This is a genomic window from Rhodococcus sp. PvR099, from assembly GCF_017833315.1.
Taxonomy (GTDB): Bacteria; Actinomycetota; Actinomycetes; order Mycobacteriales; family Mycobacteriaceae; genus Rhodococcus_G; species Rhodococcus_G oryzae.
Genome location: NZ_JAFIBV010000001.1, coordinates 865,636 through 884,741, shown reverse-complemented (window position 1 = coordinate 884,741; position 19,106 = coordinate 865,636). Strand labels below are relative to the sequence as shown.

General features: G+C 69.1%; 18 protein-coding genes. 5 read left to right on the top strand and 13 right to left on the bottom strand.

Annotation, left to right across the window (positions count from 1 at the left end; translation table 11 throughout):
* Positions 1-6: 6 nt before the first annotated feature.
* The 7 genes from inhA to JOE46_RS04070 all read right to left on the bottom strand — a co-directional run bounded on the left by inhA (position 7) and on the right by JOE46_RS04070 (position 7,225).
* Complete coding sequence (gene inhA, locus JOE46_RS04100; protein WP_097209824.1) at positions 7-804, bottom strand: NADH-dependent enoyl-ACP reductase InhA; 798 nt, start codon at positions 802-804, stop codon at positions 7-9.
* Positions 805-856: 52 nt separating this feature from the next.
* Positions 857-1,579, bottom strand: a complete 723-nt coding sequence (gene fabG1, locus JOE46_RS04095; protein WP_097209825.1) for a 3-oxoacyl-ACP reductase FabG1 — start codon at positions 1,577-1,579, stop codon at positions 857-859.
* Positions 1,580-1,650: 71 nt separating this feature from the next.
* Positions 1,651-2,631 (bottom strand): VWA domain-containing protein, encoded by a 981-nt coding sequence (locus JOE46_RS04090; protein ID WP_097209826.1) that lies wholly within the window; start codon positions 2,629-2,631, stop codon positions 1,651-1,653.
* Entirely contained in the window at positions 2,628-3,596 is a 969-nt protein-coding gene (locus JOE46_RS04085) for a DUF58 domain-containing protein (RefSeq protein ID WP_209926331.1), read from the bottom strand. The genes JOE46_RS04090 and JOE46_RS04085 overlap by 4 nt, the downstream gene beginning before the upstream one ends.
* On the bottom strand, positions 3,593-4,714 hold the full coding sequence (locus tag JOE46_RS04080; protein ID WP_136909387.1) for a MoxR family ATPase: 1,122 nt from the start codon (positions 4,712-4,714) through the stop codon (positions 3,593-3,595). Before JOE46_RS04080 ends, JOE46_RS04085 begins: the two co-directional genes overlap by 4 nt.
* 64 nt (positions 4,715-4,778) lie before the next feature.
* Positions 4,779-6,278: an NlpC/P60 family protein gene (locus JOE46_RS04075; RefSeq protein WP_097209829.1), complete on the bottom strand. Its 1,500-nt coding sequence runs from the start codon at positions 6,276-6,278 to the stop codon at positions 4,779-4,781.
* Between the two features lie 419 nt (positions 6,279-6,697).
* On the bottom strand, positions 6,698-7,225 hold the full coding sequence (locus JOE46_RS04070; RefSeq protein ID WP_097209830.1) for a DUF6676 family protein: 528 nt from the start codon (positions 7,223-7,225) through the stop codon (positions 6,698-6,700).
* Between the two features lie 339 nt (positions 7,226-7,564).
* Here JOE46_RS04070 and JOE46_RS04065 point away from each other — a divergent pair, with 339 nt between their 5' ends.
* A complete protein-coding gene (locus JOE46_RS04065) occupies positions 7,565-10,369 on the top strand; it encodes an aconitate hydratase (protein WP_209926330.1) in 2,805 nt (934 codons plus the stop codon).
* A 172-nt stretch (positions 10,370-10,541) separates the two neighbouring features.
* Positions 10,542-11,108 (top strand): TetR/AcrR family transcriptional regulator, encoded by a 567-nt coding sequence (locus JOE46_RS04060; RefSeq protein ID WP_077041562.1) that lies wholly within the window; start codon positions 10,542-10,544, stop codon positions 11,106-11,108.
* Between the two features lie 18 nt (positions 11,109-11,126).
* On the opposite strand, the gene JOE46_RS04055 is transcribed toward JOE46_RS04060, so the two are convergent.
* The gene (locus JOE46_RS04055; RefSeq protein ID WP_077041561.1) at positions 11,127-11,351 is read right to left on the bottom strand and encodes a helix-turn-helix domain-containing protein; all 225 of its coding nucleotides are present in this window, start codon (positions 11,349-11,351) and stop codon (positions 11,127-11,129) included.
* Between the two features lie 115 nt (positions 11,352-11,466).
* Positions 11,467-13,098 carry an ABC-F family ATP-binding cassette domain-containing protein gene (locus tag JOE46_RS04050; protein ID WP_209926329.1) on the bottom strand — a complete coding sequence of 544 codons (1,632 nt, stop codon included), beginning with the start codon at positions 13,096-13,098 and terminating at the stop codon, positions 11,467-11,469.
* 141 nt (positions 13,099-13,239) lie between these two features.
* Between JOE46_RS04050 and JOE46_RS04045 the strand changes: the two genes are divergently transcribed.
* Genes JOE46_RS04045 through JOE46_RS04035 form a run of 3 tightly spaced genes read left to right on the top strand, consistent with a single transcriptional unit; the run spans position 13,240 to position 15,545 of the window.
* Positions 13,240-14,010, top strand: a complete 771-nt coding sequence (locus tag JOE46_RS04045) for an SDR family oxidoreductase (RefSeq protein WP_097209832.1) — start codon at positions 13,240-13,242, stop codon at positions 14,008-14,010.
* A 19-nt stretch (positions 14,011-14,029) separates the two neighbouring features.
* The gene (locus JOE46_RS04040) at positions 14,030-14,377 is read left to right on the top strand and encodes a VOC family protein (RefSeq protein WP_209926328.1); all 348 of its coding nucleotides are present in this window, start codon (positions 14,030-14,032) and stop codon (positions 14,375-14,377) included.
* Between the two features lie 4 nt (positions 14,378-14,381).
* Complete coding sequence (locus JOE46_RS04035; RefSeq protein ID WP_209926326.1) at positions 14,382-15,545, top strand: lycopene cyclase family protein; 1,164 nt, start codon at positions 14,382-14,384, stop codon at positions 15,543-15,545.
* Here JOE46_RS04035 and JOE46_RS04030 read toward each other — a convergent pair.
* From JOE46_RS04030 to ligD, 4 genes are all read right to left on the bottom strand, one after another.
* Positions 15,508-16,317, bottom strand: coding sequence for a metal-dependent hydrolase (locus tag JOE46_RS04030; protein WP_209926323.1), 810 nt, complete (start codon positions 16,315-16,317; stop codon positions 15,508-15,510). The two genes, JOE46_RS04035 and JOE46_RS04030, sit on opposite strands and share 38 nt — an antisense overlap.
* Before the next feature lie 124 nt (positions 16,318-16,441).
* Complete coding sequence (locus JOE46_RS26265; protein WP_245220923.1) at positions 16,442-16,756, bottom strand: hypothetical protein; 315 nt, start codon at positions 16,754-16,756, stop codon at positions 16,442-16,444.
* Between the two features lie 3 nt (positions 16,757-16,759).
* Positions 16,760-17,095, bottom strand: coding sequence for an alkaline phosphatase family protein (locus JOE46_RS26260; protein WP_257017005.1), 336 nt, complete (start codon positions 17,093-17,095; stop codon positions 16,760-16,762).
* Positions 17,096-17,162: 67 nt separating this feature from the next.
* On the bottom strand, positions 17,163-19,067 hold the full coding sequence (gene ligD / locus JOE46_RS04020; RefSeq protein WP_245220921.1) for a non-homologous end-joining DNA ligase: 1,905 nt from the start codon (positions 19,065-19,067) through the stop codon (positions 17,163-17,165).
* Positions 19,068-19,106 lie beyond the last annotated feature (39 nt).

Genomic DNA, 19,106 nt, shown 5'->3' with positions numbered 1-19,106 from the left:
TCGTACCTATCCGGCCATCGCGTGGAAGCCACCGTCGACGTAGATGATCGAGGCGCTGGTACCGGGCAGCCAGTCCGAGAGCACCGTGCAGACGCTCTTGGCGACGGGCGTCGGGTCATCGACGTTCCAGCCGATCGGTGCGACGTCGTCCCAACCCGTGTTCAGCCTGTCGAGCTCGGCACCCGGTCCGGTGCTGTCGCCCGCGATGGCCTTGGCGGCCAGGGTCTTGATCGGACCCGCGGCAACGAGGTTCGAGCGGATGCCACGGACGCCGACCTCCTTCGCCACGTAGCGGTTGACTGCCTCGAGGGTGGCCTTCGAGACACCCATCCAGTTGTAGAACGGCATCGCCCGCGACGGGTCGAAGTCCATGCCGACGATCGAGGCGTTGTCGTTGAGCACCGGCAGCAGTGCCTTCGCCAGCGACGCGTACGAGTAGGCCGACACCTCGAGTGCGGTCGAGATGTCCGACCACGGCGCGTCGAGGAAGGGTGCACCCAGGCCGGAGCGCGGAGAGAACGCGATGGAGTGCACGACGCCGTCGATGCCCTCGGGCGCGAGTTCACGGACGCGGTCCGCCAATGTCGCGAGGTGCTCATCGTCCTGCACGTTGAGCTCGATCGCAGGCGGCACCGGCTGCGGCAGGCGCTGCGCGATGCGGTCGATCAGCCGCAGCCGGTCGAACCCGGTGATGATGACCTTCGCACCCTGCTCCTGCGCCACCTTCGCGACGTGGAACGCGATCGACGAATCGGTGATGATCCCGGTGACGAGGATGGTCTTGCCTTCGAGCAGTCCGCCCATGTTTCTACTCCTGTGAATGAAAGTCGTTGGGTGCGTGATGTTTCGAGCGGACCTAGTGGCCCATACCCATGCCGCCGTCCACCGGGATGACCGCACCGGAGACGTATGCGGAGTCCTCCGAGGCGAGGAAGCTGACCACGGCGGCGACCTCCTCGGCCTTGCCCACTCGCTGCAGCGGGATGAACTTCTTTGCCATCTCTTTCATGTCCTCCGGCAGATCGGCGGTCATGTCGGTCTCGATGAAGCCGGGCGCCACCACGTTCGCAGTGATCGACCGCGAACCCAGCTCACGGGTCACCGAGCGCGCCAGACCGATCACGCCGGCCTTGGAGGCGGCGTAGTTGATCTGCCCGGCCTGACCGGCCATGCCCACCACCGAACCGAGGAAGATCATCCGGCCCCAGCGGCCGCGCAGCATTCCTCGGTTGGCCCGCTTGGCGCAGCGGAAGGCGCCGGTCAGGTTGGCGTCGATGACGTTCGTGAACTGCTCCTCGCTCATCCGCATGAGCAGCGTGTCGTCGGTGATGCCCGCATTGGCGACCAGCACCTCGACCGGACCCTGGTGCTCCTCGACCTCGGTGAACGCGCGATCCACCGACTCCGCGTCGGTGACGTCGCACTTCACGCCGAACAGGCCCTCGGGAACCCCGGACCCACGGTGCGTGACCGCCACCTTGTGGCCGTCCGCCGCCAGACGCTGGGCCACCGCGAGGCCGATGCCGCGGTTGCCTCCGGTCACGAGCACGGAACGGGACGGAGAGGGGGTGTTCGACATGCGATCAACCTATCTGTTCGTGTACGCCGCATCGGCGTCGGTCGGTGGAATTGTGACGGGTCATGGCCCTGCTAGGGCAGGCGTTGGCGCAGAACCAGCGCCATGGCGAGGCCCGCCGTTGTGCACAGCACCCCGAGCACGAGCCAGGGCCTGCTGGCGTCGCCCCTGGTCGTCTCGAACCCGATCTGTTCCTCGAGGGTGTCGTAGACCTTGCGCAGTTCCTCGAGGCTGGACGCCGTGAAGAAACTACCTCCGGAGAGGTTCGCGATCTCGCGAAGCGACGGATCGTCGACCGGGACCGGGATCCGCTCGTCCTCGATGTCGACGGTGCCGTAGGTGGTGCCGAACGAGATCGTCGAGATCGGCACGCCCTTCTCCTTCGCCTCCCGTGCGGCGGTGTAGCCGCCGCGCGGGGCATCCGGGTCGTCGGGGACGGTCTGTTTCCCGTCGGAGAGGAGCACGATCCGCGCGGGCGGCGCCTGATCCCCGCCGCCAAGGACCGCGCCGAGCGTCTCGATCGACTGCAGCGAGGTGAAGATGGCCTCGCCGGTCGCCGTGCGTTCGCTCAGCTTGAGGTGGTCGATCGCGGTCTTGGTCTCCTCGCGATTGATGGTCGGCGAGACCAGGACCGAGGCGGTACCCGCGAACGCGACGAGCCCGAGGTTGATCCCGGGCGTCAGCCCGTCCGCGAAGTCCTTCGCGGCGGCCTTGGCGGCGTCGAACCGGGTCGGCTCCACGTCGGTGGCCTTCATCGACAGCGAAACGTCGATCACCATGATCACGGTGGCCCGGTTCCGCGGCACCCGCTTCTCCGAGGTCGGGCCTGCGAGCGCCACCGTGAGCAGCAACAGTCCGCACAGCACCAGCGCGGTGGGCACGTGCCGGTAACGTCCTGGCCGCGACGGGGCGACCTTCTCGAGCAGCTCGAGGTTGGAGAACCGGAGCAGATGCTTGTGCCTGGTGCGCTGGACGAGGACGTAGGCGACGGCGAGGGCCGCCACCACCACGAGGAACGCCAACCACAGCGGGGACGCGAAATCAGCGAAGCTCACTGGCGCGGCACCCGATTCACCCGAGCACCATAACTGTGTCGGCGCGACGCCACGAAGCGAACGACATCGGCGATCCAGTCCCGGTCGGTGCGCAGCGCCAGGACGGGCGCCCCGCAGCCACGCAGCGTGTGCTCGACCGCGCGGCGGTGCTCCTGCGCGGCCGCGGCGAAGTCGGCACGCAGTGACGGGGTGGTGTGGAACTCCCCGGTCCGGCCCGTCTCCGGGTCGTGCAGCACCACATCGCCGACGTCCGGCAGCTCCAGGTCACGGGGGTCGAGGACCTCGATGCCCAGCAGGTCGTGCCTGCCTGACAGCGCGCGCATCGACCGCTCCCAGTCGATCGGACCGAGGAAGTCGCTGATCACCACGGCGAGCCCGCGTCGGCGCTGTGGTCGGCGCAGCGACTCGATCGCACCGCGCAGGTCGCCCCGCACCCCGTCCGGGGCGTGCGGGGTGGTCGCGATCTTCCGGAGCATCGCCTGCGCGTGCAACCGGCCGCCGCGCGCGGGGATGCGCACGGTCCGTTCGCCGGTCGCGACGATGGCACCGATCCGGTTGCCGCCCCCGCTGGTGAGGTGGGTGACGGCGGCCGCGGCGGCCACCGCCAGGTCGCGCTTCTCGGCCCCGGTCGTCCCGAAGTCGAGACTCGCGGACAGGTCGACGACCAGCCACGTCTCGAGCTCGCGATCGGCGACGGACATCCGCACGTGCGGATGCGTCGTCCTCGCGGTCACCGACCAGTCCATCTGGCGAACGTCGTCGCCGGGCTGGTACTCGCGGGCGTCACCCGATTCGGTGCCCGGCCCCGGGATCAGCCCGAGGTGCTCGCCGTGCAGGACACCGTCGAGCCGCCTGCGGACCGTCAGCTCGAGAGTGCGCAGGGCCGCGGACAGCTCCGGGTTGCGCAGCTCGCCCGAACGGAACGAGGGCAACGCGCCGCCGTCACGATGAGCCGGGGCGCTCACCGCTGCTGGCCACCGACCGACGCGGTCGGGTCGGCGACAGCCTGTTGCTGCGGCGTGCCGTTGGACTGCGGGGCCGCCTGCGGGGCGACCGCTCCGTTCGGCGCCTGCGCGGGCGGGGCGACCGGCTGGGCCGCGACCTGCGGGAGACCGACGCTCTGCAACACCCGGGTGATGACGTCGTCGGGTGAGACGTCGTCCGCGAGGGCGTCGTACGAGAGCACCAGGCGGTGGCGGAGCACGTCCGGGATCACCTCGAGCACGTCCTGCGGCACCACGTAGTCACGTCCGCGCATCAGCGCGAGGGCGCGTGAGGCGGCGATGATGCCGAGCGTCGCGCGCGGCGAGGCGCCGTACGCGATCCACCCGGCCACGTCGGTCAGGCCCAGATCGGCGGGGGTACGGGTGGCCGCGATGACGCGAACCACGTAGTCCACAAGGGCGTGGTGCACGAAGACCGCGCTTGCGGCCTTCTGCAGGCGGATCAGCTCGGCGGGATCCAGGATCGGCTTCGGCTCGGGAGCCGCGACACCCATCCGGTAGACGATCTCGCGCTCCTCCTCCACGGACGGGTAGTCCACCAGGATCTTGAACAGGAAGCGGTCGCGCTGCGCCTCGGGCAGCTGGTAGACGCCCTCGCTCTCGATCGGGTTCTGGGTCGCCATCACCAGGAAGGGCTCCGGCATGGGGAACGTCTTGCCGCCGATGGTGACGTGGCGCTCGGCCATCACCTCGAGCAGTGCCGACTGGACCTTCGCGGGGGCCCGGTTGATCTCGTCGGCGAGCACGAAGTTCGCGACGACGGGACCGAGCTCGGTGTCGAACTCCTCCCGGCCCTGCCGGTAGATCCGGGTACCGACCAGGTCGGTGGGCACCAGGTCCGGGGTGAACTGCACGCGGGAGAACGAACCGCCGACGACGGTCGCGAAGGTCTCCACCGCCAGGGTCTTGGCGACGCCGGGCACGCCCTCGAGGAGCACGTGCCCCTTCGCGAGGAGTCCCACGAGAATGCGCTCGACCAGCCGGTCCTGCCCGACGATCACTCGCTTGACCTCGTAGATCACCTTCTCGAGGATCTGCACGTCCGTACTGCCGGTTGCCCCGTCAGCTGAGGTCACCAAGAATCCACCGCTTTCACATCGATCGCCTCGATCCGCCTCCGTGTCCCGGAATGCGGTCAGGTCGCTACACCATTCGGACCACGTACGGGGTCATGCCGTCCCAGCGCACCGGCGACACCTTGACGATGGAACCGGACTGCGGCGCCTCCAGCATCTCCCCATTGCCAAGGTACAGCGCAACATGCTGACTGGCGTTCGGTCCGTAGAAGATCATGTCGCCGCGTCGCATCTCCGAGGACGGAACCTGCTCGCCCGCGGTGTACTGATAGCCGGTGTAGTGCGGCAGCGAGACGCCGATGCCGGCGAAGGCGTAGATCATCAGGCCCGAGCAGTCGAAACCGACCTTGTTGAAGTCGCCGTAACTGTCCGCCACGCCACCGTCACGGATACCGAGGGTCGGCCCGTTCTCGTCGCCGCCGCCCCAGGCGTAGGTGACACCGAGCTGCGACATCCCGCGGTCGATCACGGTCTCGACGGCGGCGCTGCCGGTGACGGCCGGTTTGGGCTTGCTCGGCTTCGGCTTCGGCTTGACCGGCTTCGTGGTGACCGGCGGCGACTCCTCGGACTCCTCCGACGCTTCGGACTCGGCTTCCTCGGATTCCGAGTCGACGGTGCCCGATTCCTCGGTGCCGTAATCGGTCGCGGTGTCGTCCTCGATCTGGGTGTGCGGGCGCTGTCCCGTGGCGAGCTCGCGGGCCCGGTCCTTCGCCGCCTGGTTTGCGGCGACGCGCGCCGCGGCCGCGGCCGCGACCTCTCGGGCAGCGGCCGCCGCGGCGGCGATCGCGGCCTGCTCGGCGGCCCGCTGGGTGTCCCAGTTGACGAACGCCTGACGCTGGCTCTGCAGCCCGGATACGTTCTCCCTTGCCGCCGCGAGCGCGGACTCCGCCGACGACTTCTGCGCCTCGATCGCGGCCTTCTTGCCTGCCTGCTCGGCCAACGCGGACCTCGCGACCGAGATGGCGTTCTCGGCGTCGGACTTGCGGGACTCGGCCGCGACTGCGGCGACATCCGCCTGTTGCTTCGCCTCGCGGGTCGACGAATCCTTGTTCGCCTGTTCGGTTCTCGCGCGTTGCAGCGCGTCCATCACCGAATTCTTGTTGGTGGCGAGGATCTTCATCACCTGGGCGCGGTCGAGCACGTCCCCTGGCCCCTGCGATCCCAGGAACGACGCGAAGGACGCGAGCCCGGTGCCCTGCTTGTACGTTCTGGCCGCGAACTCGTCGAACCTGGTCTGCGCCAACTCGATCTGGGCGCCCGCGTCCCGCAGGGCCTGCTGGCTGATGCCGACCGCACCCGCGGCCGCTGCGGCCGCGTCACGGGACATCTGCAGGTCGACCAGCGCCTTGTTCACCTGCTCACGCTTGATCGCGACCTCATCGTCTAGCGCGCGCAACTGCTGGTCGGCGGCGGCCACGTCGTTGATGAGGGTGCTGACCTGACCGACGCGCTCGTCGACGCCCTGGCCGGCCTGTTGCAGTTCGGATTCGCTCGGATTCGGCGGTGGCGGCGGCACTGCGGCGGCCAGTCCAGGGGTTCCCGTGACCAAGGAGGCCACTATCGCCATTCCGATGAACAGTTGTGCACTACGAGTCCTCGTGCGCGGTGCCCTTCGCCTCACAGGTCTCTCCCTCGGTTCTCCACCGAGCCGGACGGATCAGCGCTCAGCTCGGTCGTACCCGCACAGGGAAGACGCGCAAGCTCGGCAGCACACGACGTCAACAGGCCAACGTCGAACTCGCGCCACTTGCGTGGCCATGCTGCTCAAAGCGACACTTCTTCCCCATAAGTGCCAAAAGTATCGTACGACACAATGCCCACTAGTGGAACTCTAGTCACAAGAAAAACACTGGTTCGCACACCCACGGGGCGCCGTGAGCTGCGGGTTTGTCGAATCGGTTGCGAAAGATATTCGCGGAGTTGGGATTTCTCGCGGCGGACGGATCGATTCCGAGGCGGCGCGGACGGCCACCCGAATGAGTCGGCTTATCGAGCGTCGACGTCGCCGTCGACGGTGGCCGCCGAACGCCGTGAGCGCGCCCAAAAGCTCACCGCGGCAACGCCGCCGACCAGCAGCACCAGCGCCGCCGTGATGAGCCCGTACGGCGGGTCCGGCCGCGTGATCGCGCCGAGGAAATTGTCGGCCGAGGCCACCGCGTTTCCGGTGTACGCCTTGTCCTGCGCGTCCTCCACGGTGACCCGGCTGAGGGTGTCGCTGTAGGTACCCACCCAACTCGGGCTCAGCACCAGCACGGTGCCGCCCTCCTGCTTGCCCACCTCGGTCGCGATGTCCCGCAGTTGCGAATCCCGCACCGGGTTCGCCGCAAGCACGACGACGCTCAGCTCGACCCCGTCCTGCTCGGCCCGGACCACGACACTCCTGAGCCCGTCCACATCACTCGCGGGCGCCGACACCCCGTCGTCCTGGACGTCGGCCAGGATCGCGTCGATGCCGATATCGGGGGGGACGTCAGCCAGGACCGGACGAAACACAGAGGTGAGAGCAGCAGGCATCTTTCATCCGGATCGGGTCGAGGGATATGCAGCGGTTACGGGTACGACGGCATGGGGACCATCGCTGCTGACCCGATGCACATTACGTGACACTCGTCGCGGCGCGGCGAAACCCGGGATTGCCGCGTTGCGACCGCCGGTGCCGTCGACAAGAATCGACAGGTGTCGGATCGGGCGCGATGCGCCCTACGCACATGCCCGAAATTCTCACAGGACAAGCGTACTGTTAGACTTGCCGCGATGCGCCCGGCGTGACCGTTTGGTCCGCCGCGATGCGCTTCGCTTCAGCCGTCGGCACAGCCCCGTCGACGGCGAACCTCAATGACGAGTGGAGCTGACGTGAGCACCAGTATTGATTCGTTCGGCGCCAAGGGAACCCTCGAGGTCGGAGAGAACTCGTATGAGATCTTCCGCCTCAACGCCGTTCCCGGCACCGAGAAGTTGCCCTATGCACTGAAGGTCCTGGCAGAGAACCTGCTGCGCACCGAAGACGGCGCGAACATCACCGCCGACCACATCCGCTCGATCGCGAGCTGGGATCCGTCGGCCGACCCGAGCATCGAGATCCAGTTCACCCCGGCCCGCGTGATCATGCAGGACTTCACCGGCGTGCCCTGCATCGTCGACCTCGCCACCATGCGTGAGGCCGTCACCGCTCTCGGCGGCGACCCGAGCAAGGTCAACCCTCTCTCCCCCGCCGACATGGTCATCGACCACTCGGTCATCCTCGACGTCTTCGGCCGCGCCGATGCCCTCGAGCGCAACGTCGACCTCGAGTACCAGCGCAACGGCGAGCGTTACCAGTTCCTGCGCTGGGGCCAGGGCGCGTTCGACGACTTCAAGGTCGTCCCCCCGGGCATGGGCATCGTGCACCAGGTCAACATCGAGTACCTGGCGCCCACCGTCATGATCCGTAACGGCCAGGCGTACCCCGACACCTGCGTCGGCACCGACTCGCACACCACCATGGTCAACGGCCTCGGCGTGCTGGGCTGGGGCGTCGGCGGCATCGAGGCCGAGGCCGCGATGCTCGGCCAGCCGGTCTCCATGCTGATCCCGCGCGTCGTCGGCTTCAAGCTGACCGGCGAGATCAAGCCCGGCGTGACCGCCACCGACGTGGTGCTCACCGTCACCGACATGCTGCGCAAGCACGGTGTCGTCGGCAAGTTCGTGGAGTTCTACGGCAAGGGCGTCGCCGAGGTGCCGCTGGCCAACCGCGCCACCCTTGGCAACATGAGCCCCGAGTTCGGTTCCACCGCCGCGATCTTCCCGATCGACGAGGAGACCGTGAACTACCTGCGCCTGACCGGCCGCAGCGAGGAGCAGCTCGCGCTCGTCGAGGCGTACGCCAAGGAACAGGGCATGTGGCACGACGCCGACGCCGAGCCCAACTACTCCGAGTACCTCGAGCTGGATCTCGGCTCCGTGGTGCCGTCCATCGCAGGCCCGAAGCGCCCGCAGGACCGCATACTGCTCTCGGACTCGAAGAACGCGTTCCGTCGCGACATCCACACCTACGTGGAGGATCACGCCGCAGCCGACCACAGCCAGCTGGACGAGGCCGTCGAGGAGTCCTTCCCCGCATCCGATCCCGCCGCGCTGTCCTTCGCCGACGACGGTGCGGGCGCCGTGGCGTCGGCCGCGAACGGCGCCGAGGGCCGCCCCTCCAAGCCGGTGCGCGTCACCACCCCGGAGCAGGGCGAGTTCGTGCTCGACCACGGCGCCGTCGTGGTCGCGGGCATCACCTCCTGCACCAACACCTCGAACCCGTCGGTGATGCTGGGCGCCGCCCTGCTGGCCCGCAACGCGGTCGAGAAGGGCCTGTCCACCAAGCCGTGGGTCAAGACCAACATGGCGCCGGGCTCGCAGGTCGTCAACGACTACTACGAGAAGGCCGGCCTCTGGCCGTACCTCGAGAAGCTCGGCTACTACCTCGGTGGCTACGGCTGCACCACCTGCATCGGCAACACCGGTCCCCTGCCGGAGAACATCTCCAAGGCGATCAACGACAACGACCTGTCGGTCACCGCGGTGCTCTCGGGCAACCGCAACTTCGAGGGTCGCATCTCCCCCGACGTCAAGATGAACTACCTGGCCTCCCCGCCGCTGGTCATCGCCTACGGTCTCGCAGGCACCATGGACTTCGACTTCGAGACCGATGCCCTCGGACAGGACCAGGACGGCAACGACGTCTTCCTGAAGGACATCTGGCCCTCGACGCAGGAGATCGAGGCGACCATCGCGTCCTCGATCAACCAGGACATGTTCGTCAACTCCTACGCCAACGTCTTCAAGGGCGACGAGCGCTGGCAGAACCTGTCCACCCCGGAGGGCGACACCTTCGCGTGGGACGAGAACTCGACCTACGTCCGCAAGGCGCCGTACTTCGAGGGCATGACGATGGAGACCACCCCGGTCACCGACATCACGGGCGCCCGCGTCCTTGCGCTGCTGGGCGACTCGGTCACCACCGACCACATCAGCCCGGCAGGCCCCATCAAGCCCGGTACCCCGGCCGCGCAGTACCTGGACGCCAACGGTGTCGAGCGCAAGGACTACAACTCCCTCGGCTCGCGTCGCGGTAACCACGAGGTGATGATCCGCGGCACGTTCGCGAACATCCGCCTGCGCAACCAGCTCCTCGACGACGTCTCGGGCGGCTACACCCGCGACTTCACCCTCGAGGGCGGCCCGCAGTCGTTCATCTACGACGCGTCGCAGAACTACCAGGCCGCCGGCATCCCGCTGGTCGTCCTCGGCGGCAAGGAGTACGGCTCCGGCTCCTCGCGTGACTGGGCCGCCAAGGGCACCAGCCTGCTCGGCGTCAAGGCCGTCATCACCGAGTCGTTCGAGCGCATCCACCGCTCCAACCTCATCGGCATGGGCGTTGTGCCGCTGCAGTTCCCGGTCGGCCAGTCCGCCGCGTCGCTGGGCCTGGACGGCACCGAGACCTTCGACATCACGGGCATCGCCAAGCTCAACGAGGGCGTCACCCCGAAGACCATGAAGGTCACGGCCACCAAGACGGACGGCACCAAGGTGGAGTTCGACGCGGTCGTCCGCATCGACACCCCCGGTGAGGCGGACTACTACCGCAACGGCGGCATCCTGCAGTACGTGCTCCGCAACATGATCAAGGGCTAGGCGCTACGCGCCCATGAGTGTTTTCGGCCCAGATCGGCACTAAGCGCGCACGACCACTTCCAGCGGACAGTTACCGACCGAGGAACGTGGTCGTGCGCGCTTAGTGCATGACGCGACATATCTCGCGAAGGGCCGAAAACACTCACGGGCGACCGACGAAGGAGGGAGCCTAGTGCCGAAGGTCAGCGAAGACCACCTCGCCGCACGGCGGAGCCAGATCCTCGACGGCGCTCGCCGCTGCTTCGCGGAGTACGGCTACGACGGTGCCACCGTGCGCCGCCTCGAGGAGACCACCGGTCTCTCGCGGGGAGCGATTTTCCACCACTTCAAGGACAAGGACGGCCTGTTCCTCGCGCTCGCGCACGAGGACGCCATGCGGATGGCCGATGTCGCCGCGAACCAGGGCCTTGTCCAGGTCATGCGGGACATGCTGGCCCAGCCGGACCAGTTCAACTGGCTCGGCACCCGGCTCGAGATCGCCCGCCGACTCCGGACCGACCCCGAGTTCGCGCGGGGCTGGTCCCAGCGCAGCGCGGAACTGACCGAGGCGACGATCAACCGGCTCGAACGCCAGAAGTCCGCGGGCCGGCTGCGGGACGACCTCCCGACCGATGTGCTGGTCGGTTATCTCGATCTGGTCCTCGACGGGCTCATCGCCCGGATCGCGTCGGGACACGCGGGCGAGAACCTGTCCGCCGTGCTGGACCTGGTCGAGGAATCGGTCCGCCGCAGGGAGTGACGCGATCGGCGCCCGCGATCAATGCGAGAGGCGGCCGCGGCGGTTCGCGCCGCCGCGGCCGCGCAGCGTCACGCCCGCCTCGGTGAGCAGGGCCCGGATGAATCCGTACGAGCGGCCGGTGGCGTCCGCCAGCGTCCGGATGCTTGTGCCCGACTGATAGCGATCCCGCAGCTCGGTCTGCAGGGCCTCCCGCGCACCCCCAGACACCCGGGCGCCCTTGGGTAGTCGCGTGAGCTCGGCCATGGCTGACCTCCGTACAGGAGTGCGCACGAATCCCTCGCGCGCGGCGCGTGCCGTCATTCGGCGGACTTGAGCGAACACTCTCAGGCTAGCCACCCGCGCCGCGCCGCGGCAACGATCAGGCCAGCTGAATCAGTTCCAGGTACTCCTGCGACCAGTGGTCCTCCTGGCCGTCGGGCAGCAGGATGACCCGCTCCGGGTTCAGCGCCTCCGCGGCGCCGGGGTCGTGGGTGACCAGCACGACGGCACCCTTGTAGCTGCGCAGCGCGTCGAGCACCTGCTCGCGCGAGATCGGGTCCAGGTTGTTGGTCGGCTCGTCCAGCAGCAGGACGTTGGCCGCCGAGGAGACCAGGCCGGCCAGCGCGAGGCGCGTCTTCTCACCGCCGGAGAGGGTGCCGGCAGGCTGCTCGAGCTGCGGGCCGGTGAACATGAACGCGCCGAGCAGCGAGCGCAGCTCCTGCTCCCCCGTGTCCGGCGCGGCGTGCCGGATGTTCTCCCACACCGAGGCGTCGTCGTCGAGGGTGTCGTGCTCCTGCGCGAAGTAGCCGACCTTCATCCCGTGACCGGGCACCAGCTCGCCGGCATTGGCCTGCTCGGTGCCCGCCAGGATCCGCAGCAGGGTCGTCTTGCCCGCGCCGTTGAGCCCGAGCACGACCACCCGGCTACCGCGGTCGATGGCCAGGTCGACGCCCGCGAAGATCTCCAGCGAGCCGTACATCTTGGTCAGGTTCTTCGCCATCAGCGGCGTCTTGCCGCAGGCCGCGGGCTCCGGGAAGCGGATGTGCGCGACCTTGTCCGAGACCCGGACCTCGTCGAGGGCGGCCATCAGCTTGTCGGCGCGCTTGGCCATGTTCTGGGCCGCGGTCGCCTTCGTCGCCTTGGCACCGAGCTTGGCGGCCTGCACCCGCAGTGCGCCCGCCTTCTTCTCGGCGTTGGCGCGCTCGCGCCGCCGCCGCTGCTCGTCGGTGGCGCGCGCGTCGAGGTACTTCTTCCAGTTCATGTTGTAGATGTCGGCCTCGCCGCGGACCGCGTCCAGGAACCAGACCCGGTTCACGACGTCCCCGAGGAGCTCCACGTCGTGGCTGATCACGATGAGCCCACCGTCGTGGTTCTGTAGGAACCCGCGCAGCCAGGTGATCGAGTCGGCGTCGAGGTGGTTGGTGGGCTCGTCGAGGAGCAGCGTGGTGTCCGATCGGCCGCCGCTGCCGTCCGAGGCGGCGAACAGGATGCGGGCCAGCTCGACGCGGCGGCGCTGACCACCGGACAGCGTGCGCAGCGGCTGGGCGAGGATCCGGTCCGCGAGCCCGAGGCTGTTGCAGATCCGGGCCGCCTCGCTCTCCGCGACGTAGCCGCCGAGGGACGAGAACCGGTCCTCCAACGCGCCGTACCTGCGCACGGCCTTGTCCAGCTCGGCGCCGTCGACCAGCTCGGCCATCAGGGTCTGCTGCTTTTCCATGTCCCGGATGATGGTGTCCAGGCCTCGCGCGGAGAGCACCCGGTCCTTGGCGAGGACGCTGAGGTCGCCCTCCTTGGGGTCCTGCGGGAGGTATCCGAGGTCGCCGGTGCGGATCACCGAGCCCGCGTAGGGCTCGCCCTCGCCCGCGAGGATGCGCAGCGTGGTGGTCTTGCCTGCACCGTTCCGGCCGACGAGGCCGATCCGGTCGCCTGCCTGGACCCGCAGGGCGGGTCCCGGCGCGGAGAGCAAGGTCCGCACACCGGCACGAACTTCGAGGTCGGTGGCGGTAATCAACTAGAACTCCTAAATGGAAACGGGAAACTTTTTCGTGGCCGGGCAAACGCCGACGGCGCACGAGACACAAGAACGCTCCACTTTACCGTGACATTCCCTGCGGTAGTTGCGCGGCGATGTGATTCGGCTAACGTTCCGCAGATGACGCACCCGAAGGATCTGCAGGGAAAGACGGCGCTGGTCACGGGCGCGAGCCGCGGCATCGGCCGGGCCATCGCGGCCGAATTCCTCGCGCGCGGCGCCGCGGTCGCCATCACCGCCCGCAAGCCGGAGCCGCTGGAGGCCGCCGCGCAGGAGCTTCGTACCGCCGTCGCCGGGGCCGTTGTCCTGCCGATCGCGGGCAACGCGGGCGACGCGGACGCGCGCGCGGAGGCGGTCACGCGGACCGTGGCCGAGCTGGGCTCGCTCGACATCCTGGTCAACAACACCGGCATCAACCCGGTCTTCGGGTCGCTGATGGATGCCGACCTGGACGCGGTCAGGAAGATCTTCGACGTGAACGTGGTCGCCGCTCTCGGCTACATCCAGCAGGCATACAAGGCCTGGATGGGCGAACACGGCGGCGCGGTGGTCAACCTGGCCAGCGTCGGCGGACTGCGATCGACCGGGGTGATCGCCGCCTACGGCGCCTCGAAGGCTGCGCTGATCCGCCTGACCGAGGAACTGGCCTGGCAGCTCGGGCCGAAGATCCGGGTCAACGCGGTGGCCCCTGGCATCGTGAAGACGCAGTTCGCGGCCGCCCTGGTCGCGGCGGGCGAGGATCAGGCCGCGGCCGGCTACCCGATGAAGCGGCTCGGGTCGCCGGAGGACGTCGCGAACCTGGTCGGATTCCTGGTCTCGGACGCCGCCTCCTGGATCACCGGCGAGACGGTCCGGGTGGACGGCGGGCTGCTCTCGACGGGTTCGATGTAGTCATGAGTGAGGAGATGCTGTGACCATTCGCCGAGTCGTGCCGGACATCCGCACCGACGATCTGGACGGGAGCCGCAGGTTCTACGGCCTCCTCGGCTTCGTGGAGGTCATGAACCTGGGCTGGGTGAGGACCCTGGCGTCGCCGTCGAACCCGACGGCCCAGCTGACGCTCATGGGCGCGGACGCCACCGCGGCCGTCCATCCCGACCTGAGCGTCGAGGTGGACGACGTGGACGCGGTGTACGCGACCGTCGTCGAGGCGGGCGCGGAGATCGTGCACCCACTGCAGGACGAGGAGTGGGGCGTGCGCCGGTTCTTCGTCCGCGACCCCAACGGCCGCGTGGTCAATGTCGTGAGCCACCAGTGATCCGATGACGACCCGCGAACCGGTGGCCGACCTCGCCGTGGTCGGACTGGGGCCTGCCGGCCGGGCGCTGGCCCACCGGGCCACCGCCGCCGGGCTCGACGTGGTCGCGGTCGATCCGCATCCCGACCGCCGCTGGACTCCCACCTATGCGGCGTGGTGTGACGAGCTGCCCGGCTGGCTCGACGGGCACGCGGTAGCCGCGGCGCGGGTCGAGCAGCCCCGGGTGTGGACCACCCGCGAGCACGTGCTGGCGCGGCCCTACTGCGTGCTCGAGAACGACGCGTTGCGGGCGGCGCTGGACCTCGGCTCCGCGCGGGTGCTCGCCGGTACCGCCGCCGACGTCGAGCCGGACCGGGTGATCCTCCGGGACGGCAGTCGACTGCGCGCCCGACAGGTGATCGATGCCCGCGGCGCCCGGCCCGCGCGGGGACTGGCGGAGCAGACCGCCTACGGCGTGGTGGTGTCCGGGGAGGCCGCGGTCCCGATCGTCGGGGACGGCGAGGCATGGTTCATGGACTGGCGCGCGGACAACGGTGCCGCACCGGACGAGACCCCGTCGTTCCTCTACGCGGTCCCCCTCGGCCACGACCGGGTCCTCCTCGAGGAGACCTGCCTGGTGGGCAGACCGGGGCTGTCCCAGGAGGTGTTGCGCACGCGCCTGGAGTCCAGGCTGCGCGCGCGGAGGGTGCCGGTTGCCGCCAACGGGGAACGCGAACGGGTGCGGTTCCCGGTTCAGGTTCCGCGCGCTGCGGGTGTGACGGCCACGTTCGGCGCCCGCGCCGGGATCATGCACCCCGGCACCGGGTACAGCGTCGCCGCCGCGCTGTCCGCCGTCGACGGGCTGGTCGGCGCCATCCTCGACGACGACGATCCGACAGCCGCGCTGTGGCCGCCCGCCGCCCGGGCGGTCCGCGGTCTGCGCGAGGTCGGGCTGCGCGCGCTGCTCCGGCTGCCACCCCCACTCACAACGGAGTTCTTCGAGGCGTTCTTCGACTTGCCCGCCGGCCGACAGCACGCCTATCTCTCCGAGCGTGCCGACCCGGTGGCCGTGGGCCTGGCGATGGCCGCGGTGTTCCGACGAGCCCCGAACCCGGTCCGGCGCACGCTGGCGAGAGCGGCGCTGCCGACCATCAACCCCAGGCGCGGATCTCGGCCACGACCTCGGTGACCGCGCCGGGGACACCGTCGATCGCCCAGACCGCAAGACCAACCGCGACGAGGGTCAGCAGCGGACCGAGCACCACCTTTTCGACCGTGCCGCCTGCCCGGATCGAGAGCATCGACGGCAGGCGCAGCTCCCACCACCGCCTGCGCCCCCAGGGCAGGAACGGCGCGAGGAACGGCACGCCCTCCTTGGTGATCGCATCGCCGAGGCAGTGCACCGCACACCCGAGGCCCACCGCGACGCCGAGTGCCCTGGAGCCCACCTCGTCCGGATACCAGGTCCAGGTGAACGCCGAGAGCGCCGCGGCGACGAGGGTGACCGCGATCCAGCCGTTGCGCGCGGCCCAGCTCCCCGCCAGGCCGCGCAGCGCCAGGCCGAGGGTGACGAACAGGGTGCCGATGATCGCCGGGCGCCCGAACTCGATCACCAACGCGGAGATCCCCGCGCTCAACGCGATCGCGAACAACGCCGTGTGCGTGAGCGTCCGGTGGCCGCCGCGACGCTTGGGGTCCCGTTTCCCGCGGGTGAGCCGGTAGAACCACAACGAGAGCTCGTCCACACCGCGGGCGACCAGCTGGCTGACCGGACCGAAGGACCTCGCGACCGTGGACTGCGCCGTGTCGAGGTCGGGCAGCAGCGCGGCACCCGCGCACACTCCCGCAAAGGTGAACACCTCGGCCGTCGAGGTCGGCCCACCCCATTCGGATGGAAGAACCTGTGCGGCAAGCAGACCCGCGACCGCGCCGGAAACAGCATGGGTAGCACCCATCACCATGTGAGAGAACGCCTTTCGGAGAAACCGTCGAGCAGTGCCCGATCGGAGCCGCCCACACAAAACTAGCAACCCGCACCGACACGCCACCTCGACAGCCGTCAACGCACGCCGACCTCGCGAACGGTCAGCCCTCCAGCGGCACGCTCCTCGCCAACGGCTTGCCGTCGAGGTTCGCCGGGCGCGGCACGCCGAGGGTCTCCAGCACGATCGGGGTGATGTCGGTGATCGTGTAGCCGTTGTCGATGCCGCCCGCCTGGTATCCATCGCCGCGCGCGATCACGAAAGTCGATGCCTCGTCGGGGGTCTGGCCGCCGTGCCCACCGAACAGCAGGTGACCGTGGTCGGCGGTGACCAGCACGGTCCACCCCTCGCCGGTGTCGCGCTGACGCTGGTCCACCGCAGCAACGATCCTGCCGACCTCGATGTCCTCCGCTTCCACGGCCTAGTTGTACGCGGGGCCGAGGGTGCCGGTCCAGTGCCCGGCCCCGTCCACCTGATCCACCTGGGTGAAGATGAAATCGGGCCGGCCAGGGTCGGTCCTCTCGATCTGGGTGAACGCACTGGGGTACTGGTCGTACCGGGCGCCGGCGAAGGAGTTGTCCTGGACGCCGTGCTCGGCGTTCCAGACACCGGTCAAGATCGTGGACCAGGACGGCGCGGAGATGGTCGGGTGGCCCAGGATCGACGAGGATCCGGTGGTCCCCTCCGCCATCAGCCGGTCCAGGTTCGGGGTGTTGACGGCCTTGATGTGGTCGAGCATCGTTCCGTCGAGTCCGATGACGACGATCTTTGGGGGGCCGTTCGGCGCGACGGCAGCCGGAGGCGTTGCGGCGATCCGATCCTCCTCAACCCAGACCCGCGACCTGGTCCGGTGTCTTGTCGGGACGGAGACCGCGCCAGCTCGGGTGGCGCAGCCTCCCGTCGCCGGTCACCTCCGAGTACCGCACCTCCCCCACGATTTCCGGGCGCACCCAGTGGGCGGTGCGAGCATCCACCGCGGGGACCGCGTCGCCGAACGGCGAGCTGTCCGCGGACGCGTCGGCCAACAGACGCGCCAGCCGCGCCAGGGCGGCATCGCTGAAACCGGTCCCGACCTTGCCGACGTACCGCAGGCCACCGGCGCCCTCCGGCACACCGAGCAGCAGGGATCCGATACCCCCCGACCGACGACCCTCCCCCTGCTGCCAGCCACCCACCACCACCTCGAGGTCCAGGAAATGCTTGAGCTTGAGCCAGGACGCGGATCGGCCTGCCCGGTAGGTCGAGTCCCAGCGCTTGGCGACCAGCCCCTCCATCCGGGCGGTTCGACTGGACTCGAGCGCCTCACCGAGATCCGCGGGCGCCAGCGGGAGCACCCGCCAGGGCTCGTCCTCGTCCAGGCGTATCGCGTCGAGCACCCTGCGCCGGTCCCGGTAGACCTTGGCGCGCAGGGACGTCCCGTCGAGCTGCAGGACGTCGAAGATCTCCAACAGCACCGGGTTCTTCTCCGCCGCCGCTCGCACATCGCGCGGCTTCGTCAGGCCCATCCGCTGCTGCAGCCGGCCGAAGCTCGGGGCGCCGTCGTCGCCGAGCACCACGATCTCCCCGTCCACCACGCCCGAATGACCGTGCAGGCCTTCCGGAACGGCCAGCAACTCCGGATAGCCCGCCGTGAGGTCCGATCCGCTGCGGCTGACCAGCCGGACCGTGGACACGCCGCTCTCGGCGTCGTGATCGAAATGCACAAGGGCGCGAATACCGTCCAGCTTCGGCTCCAGGGCCCACACCTCGGGGTCGGCCCTGGACGTGAAGTCCTCCACGGTCACCGCCGACGCCAGCATCGGGGCCAGATCGCTCGCGGCGGCGCGAGATCGGCGCGAGGAACCTGGGCGCTCGGGCTCCGGAGCAGGCGGGATCCCCGGCTGCTCACCCCCCGCTGTTATCCGGTCGAGGACCTCGCGGAAGTCCAACTGGCGCAGTCCCGGCTGGGTCAGCTCGTCCCAGGTCCGCGGGGCGGCCACGTTCGGGATCGCGGTGCCGCGCAGCGAGTACGGCGACACCGTCGTCTTCGACGCCGAGTTCTGACTCCAGTCCACGAATACCCTGCCGGCACGCTCGGCCCTGGTCATCTTGGAGATCACCGACTTCGGCGTCTCCCGTTCGAGTTCGACCGCGATCTTCTTCGCGAACTCCACGCACCGCGCCGCCGTCCAGCCCTCCCCGATCCCGGCGTACAGGTGAATCCCCTTGCTGCCACTGGTCACCGGCAGCGCACCAAGGCCGCTGTCCGCAAGCCGATCACGAACCCGCAGGGCCACCTCGGCACACTCCTCCAGCGTGACGCCCGGCCCCGGGTCGAGGTCGATCACCAGGCGGTCCGGGTCCATCGGTACGCCGCCCGCGCCGAATCTCCATTGCGGCACATGGAACTCGAGCGAGCCCGCCTGAGCGAAATACACCAGCGACGCCAGGTCGTCGACGATCGGGTAGGTGATGGTCTTCGACGAGTGCGTCATGGTCCGGCGATCCACCCAGTCCGGTGTCGACACGTCGACGTTCTTCTGGAAGAACGGCGTCGCGGACGTGCCGTCCGGCCAGCGCTTTCTCGTGACCGGACGACCGGCGAGCAGCGGCACCATCAGCGGCCCGACCGTGGTGAAATACTGCAGGACCTCCGCCTTGGTGGTCCCCGTCTCGGGGTAGAGAACCTTGTCCAGATTGGTCAGGGACAGGCGCCTGCCCTCCACCATCACCGCGGTGTTGTGACTCATGCTCTGCCCACCCATTTTCGGGTACTGCCTGGCCTGATC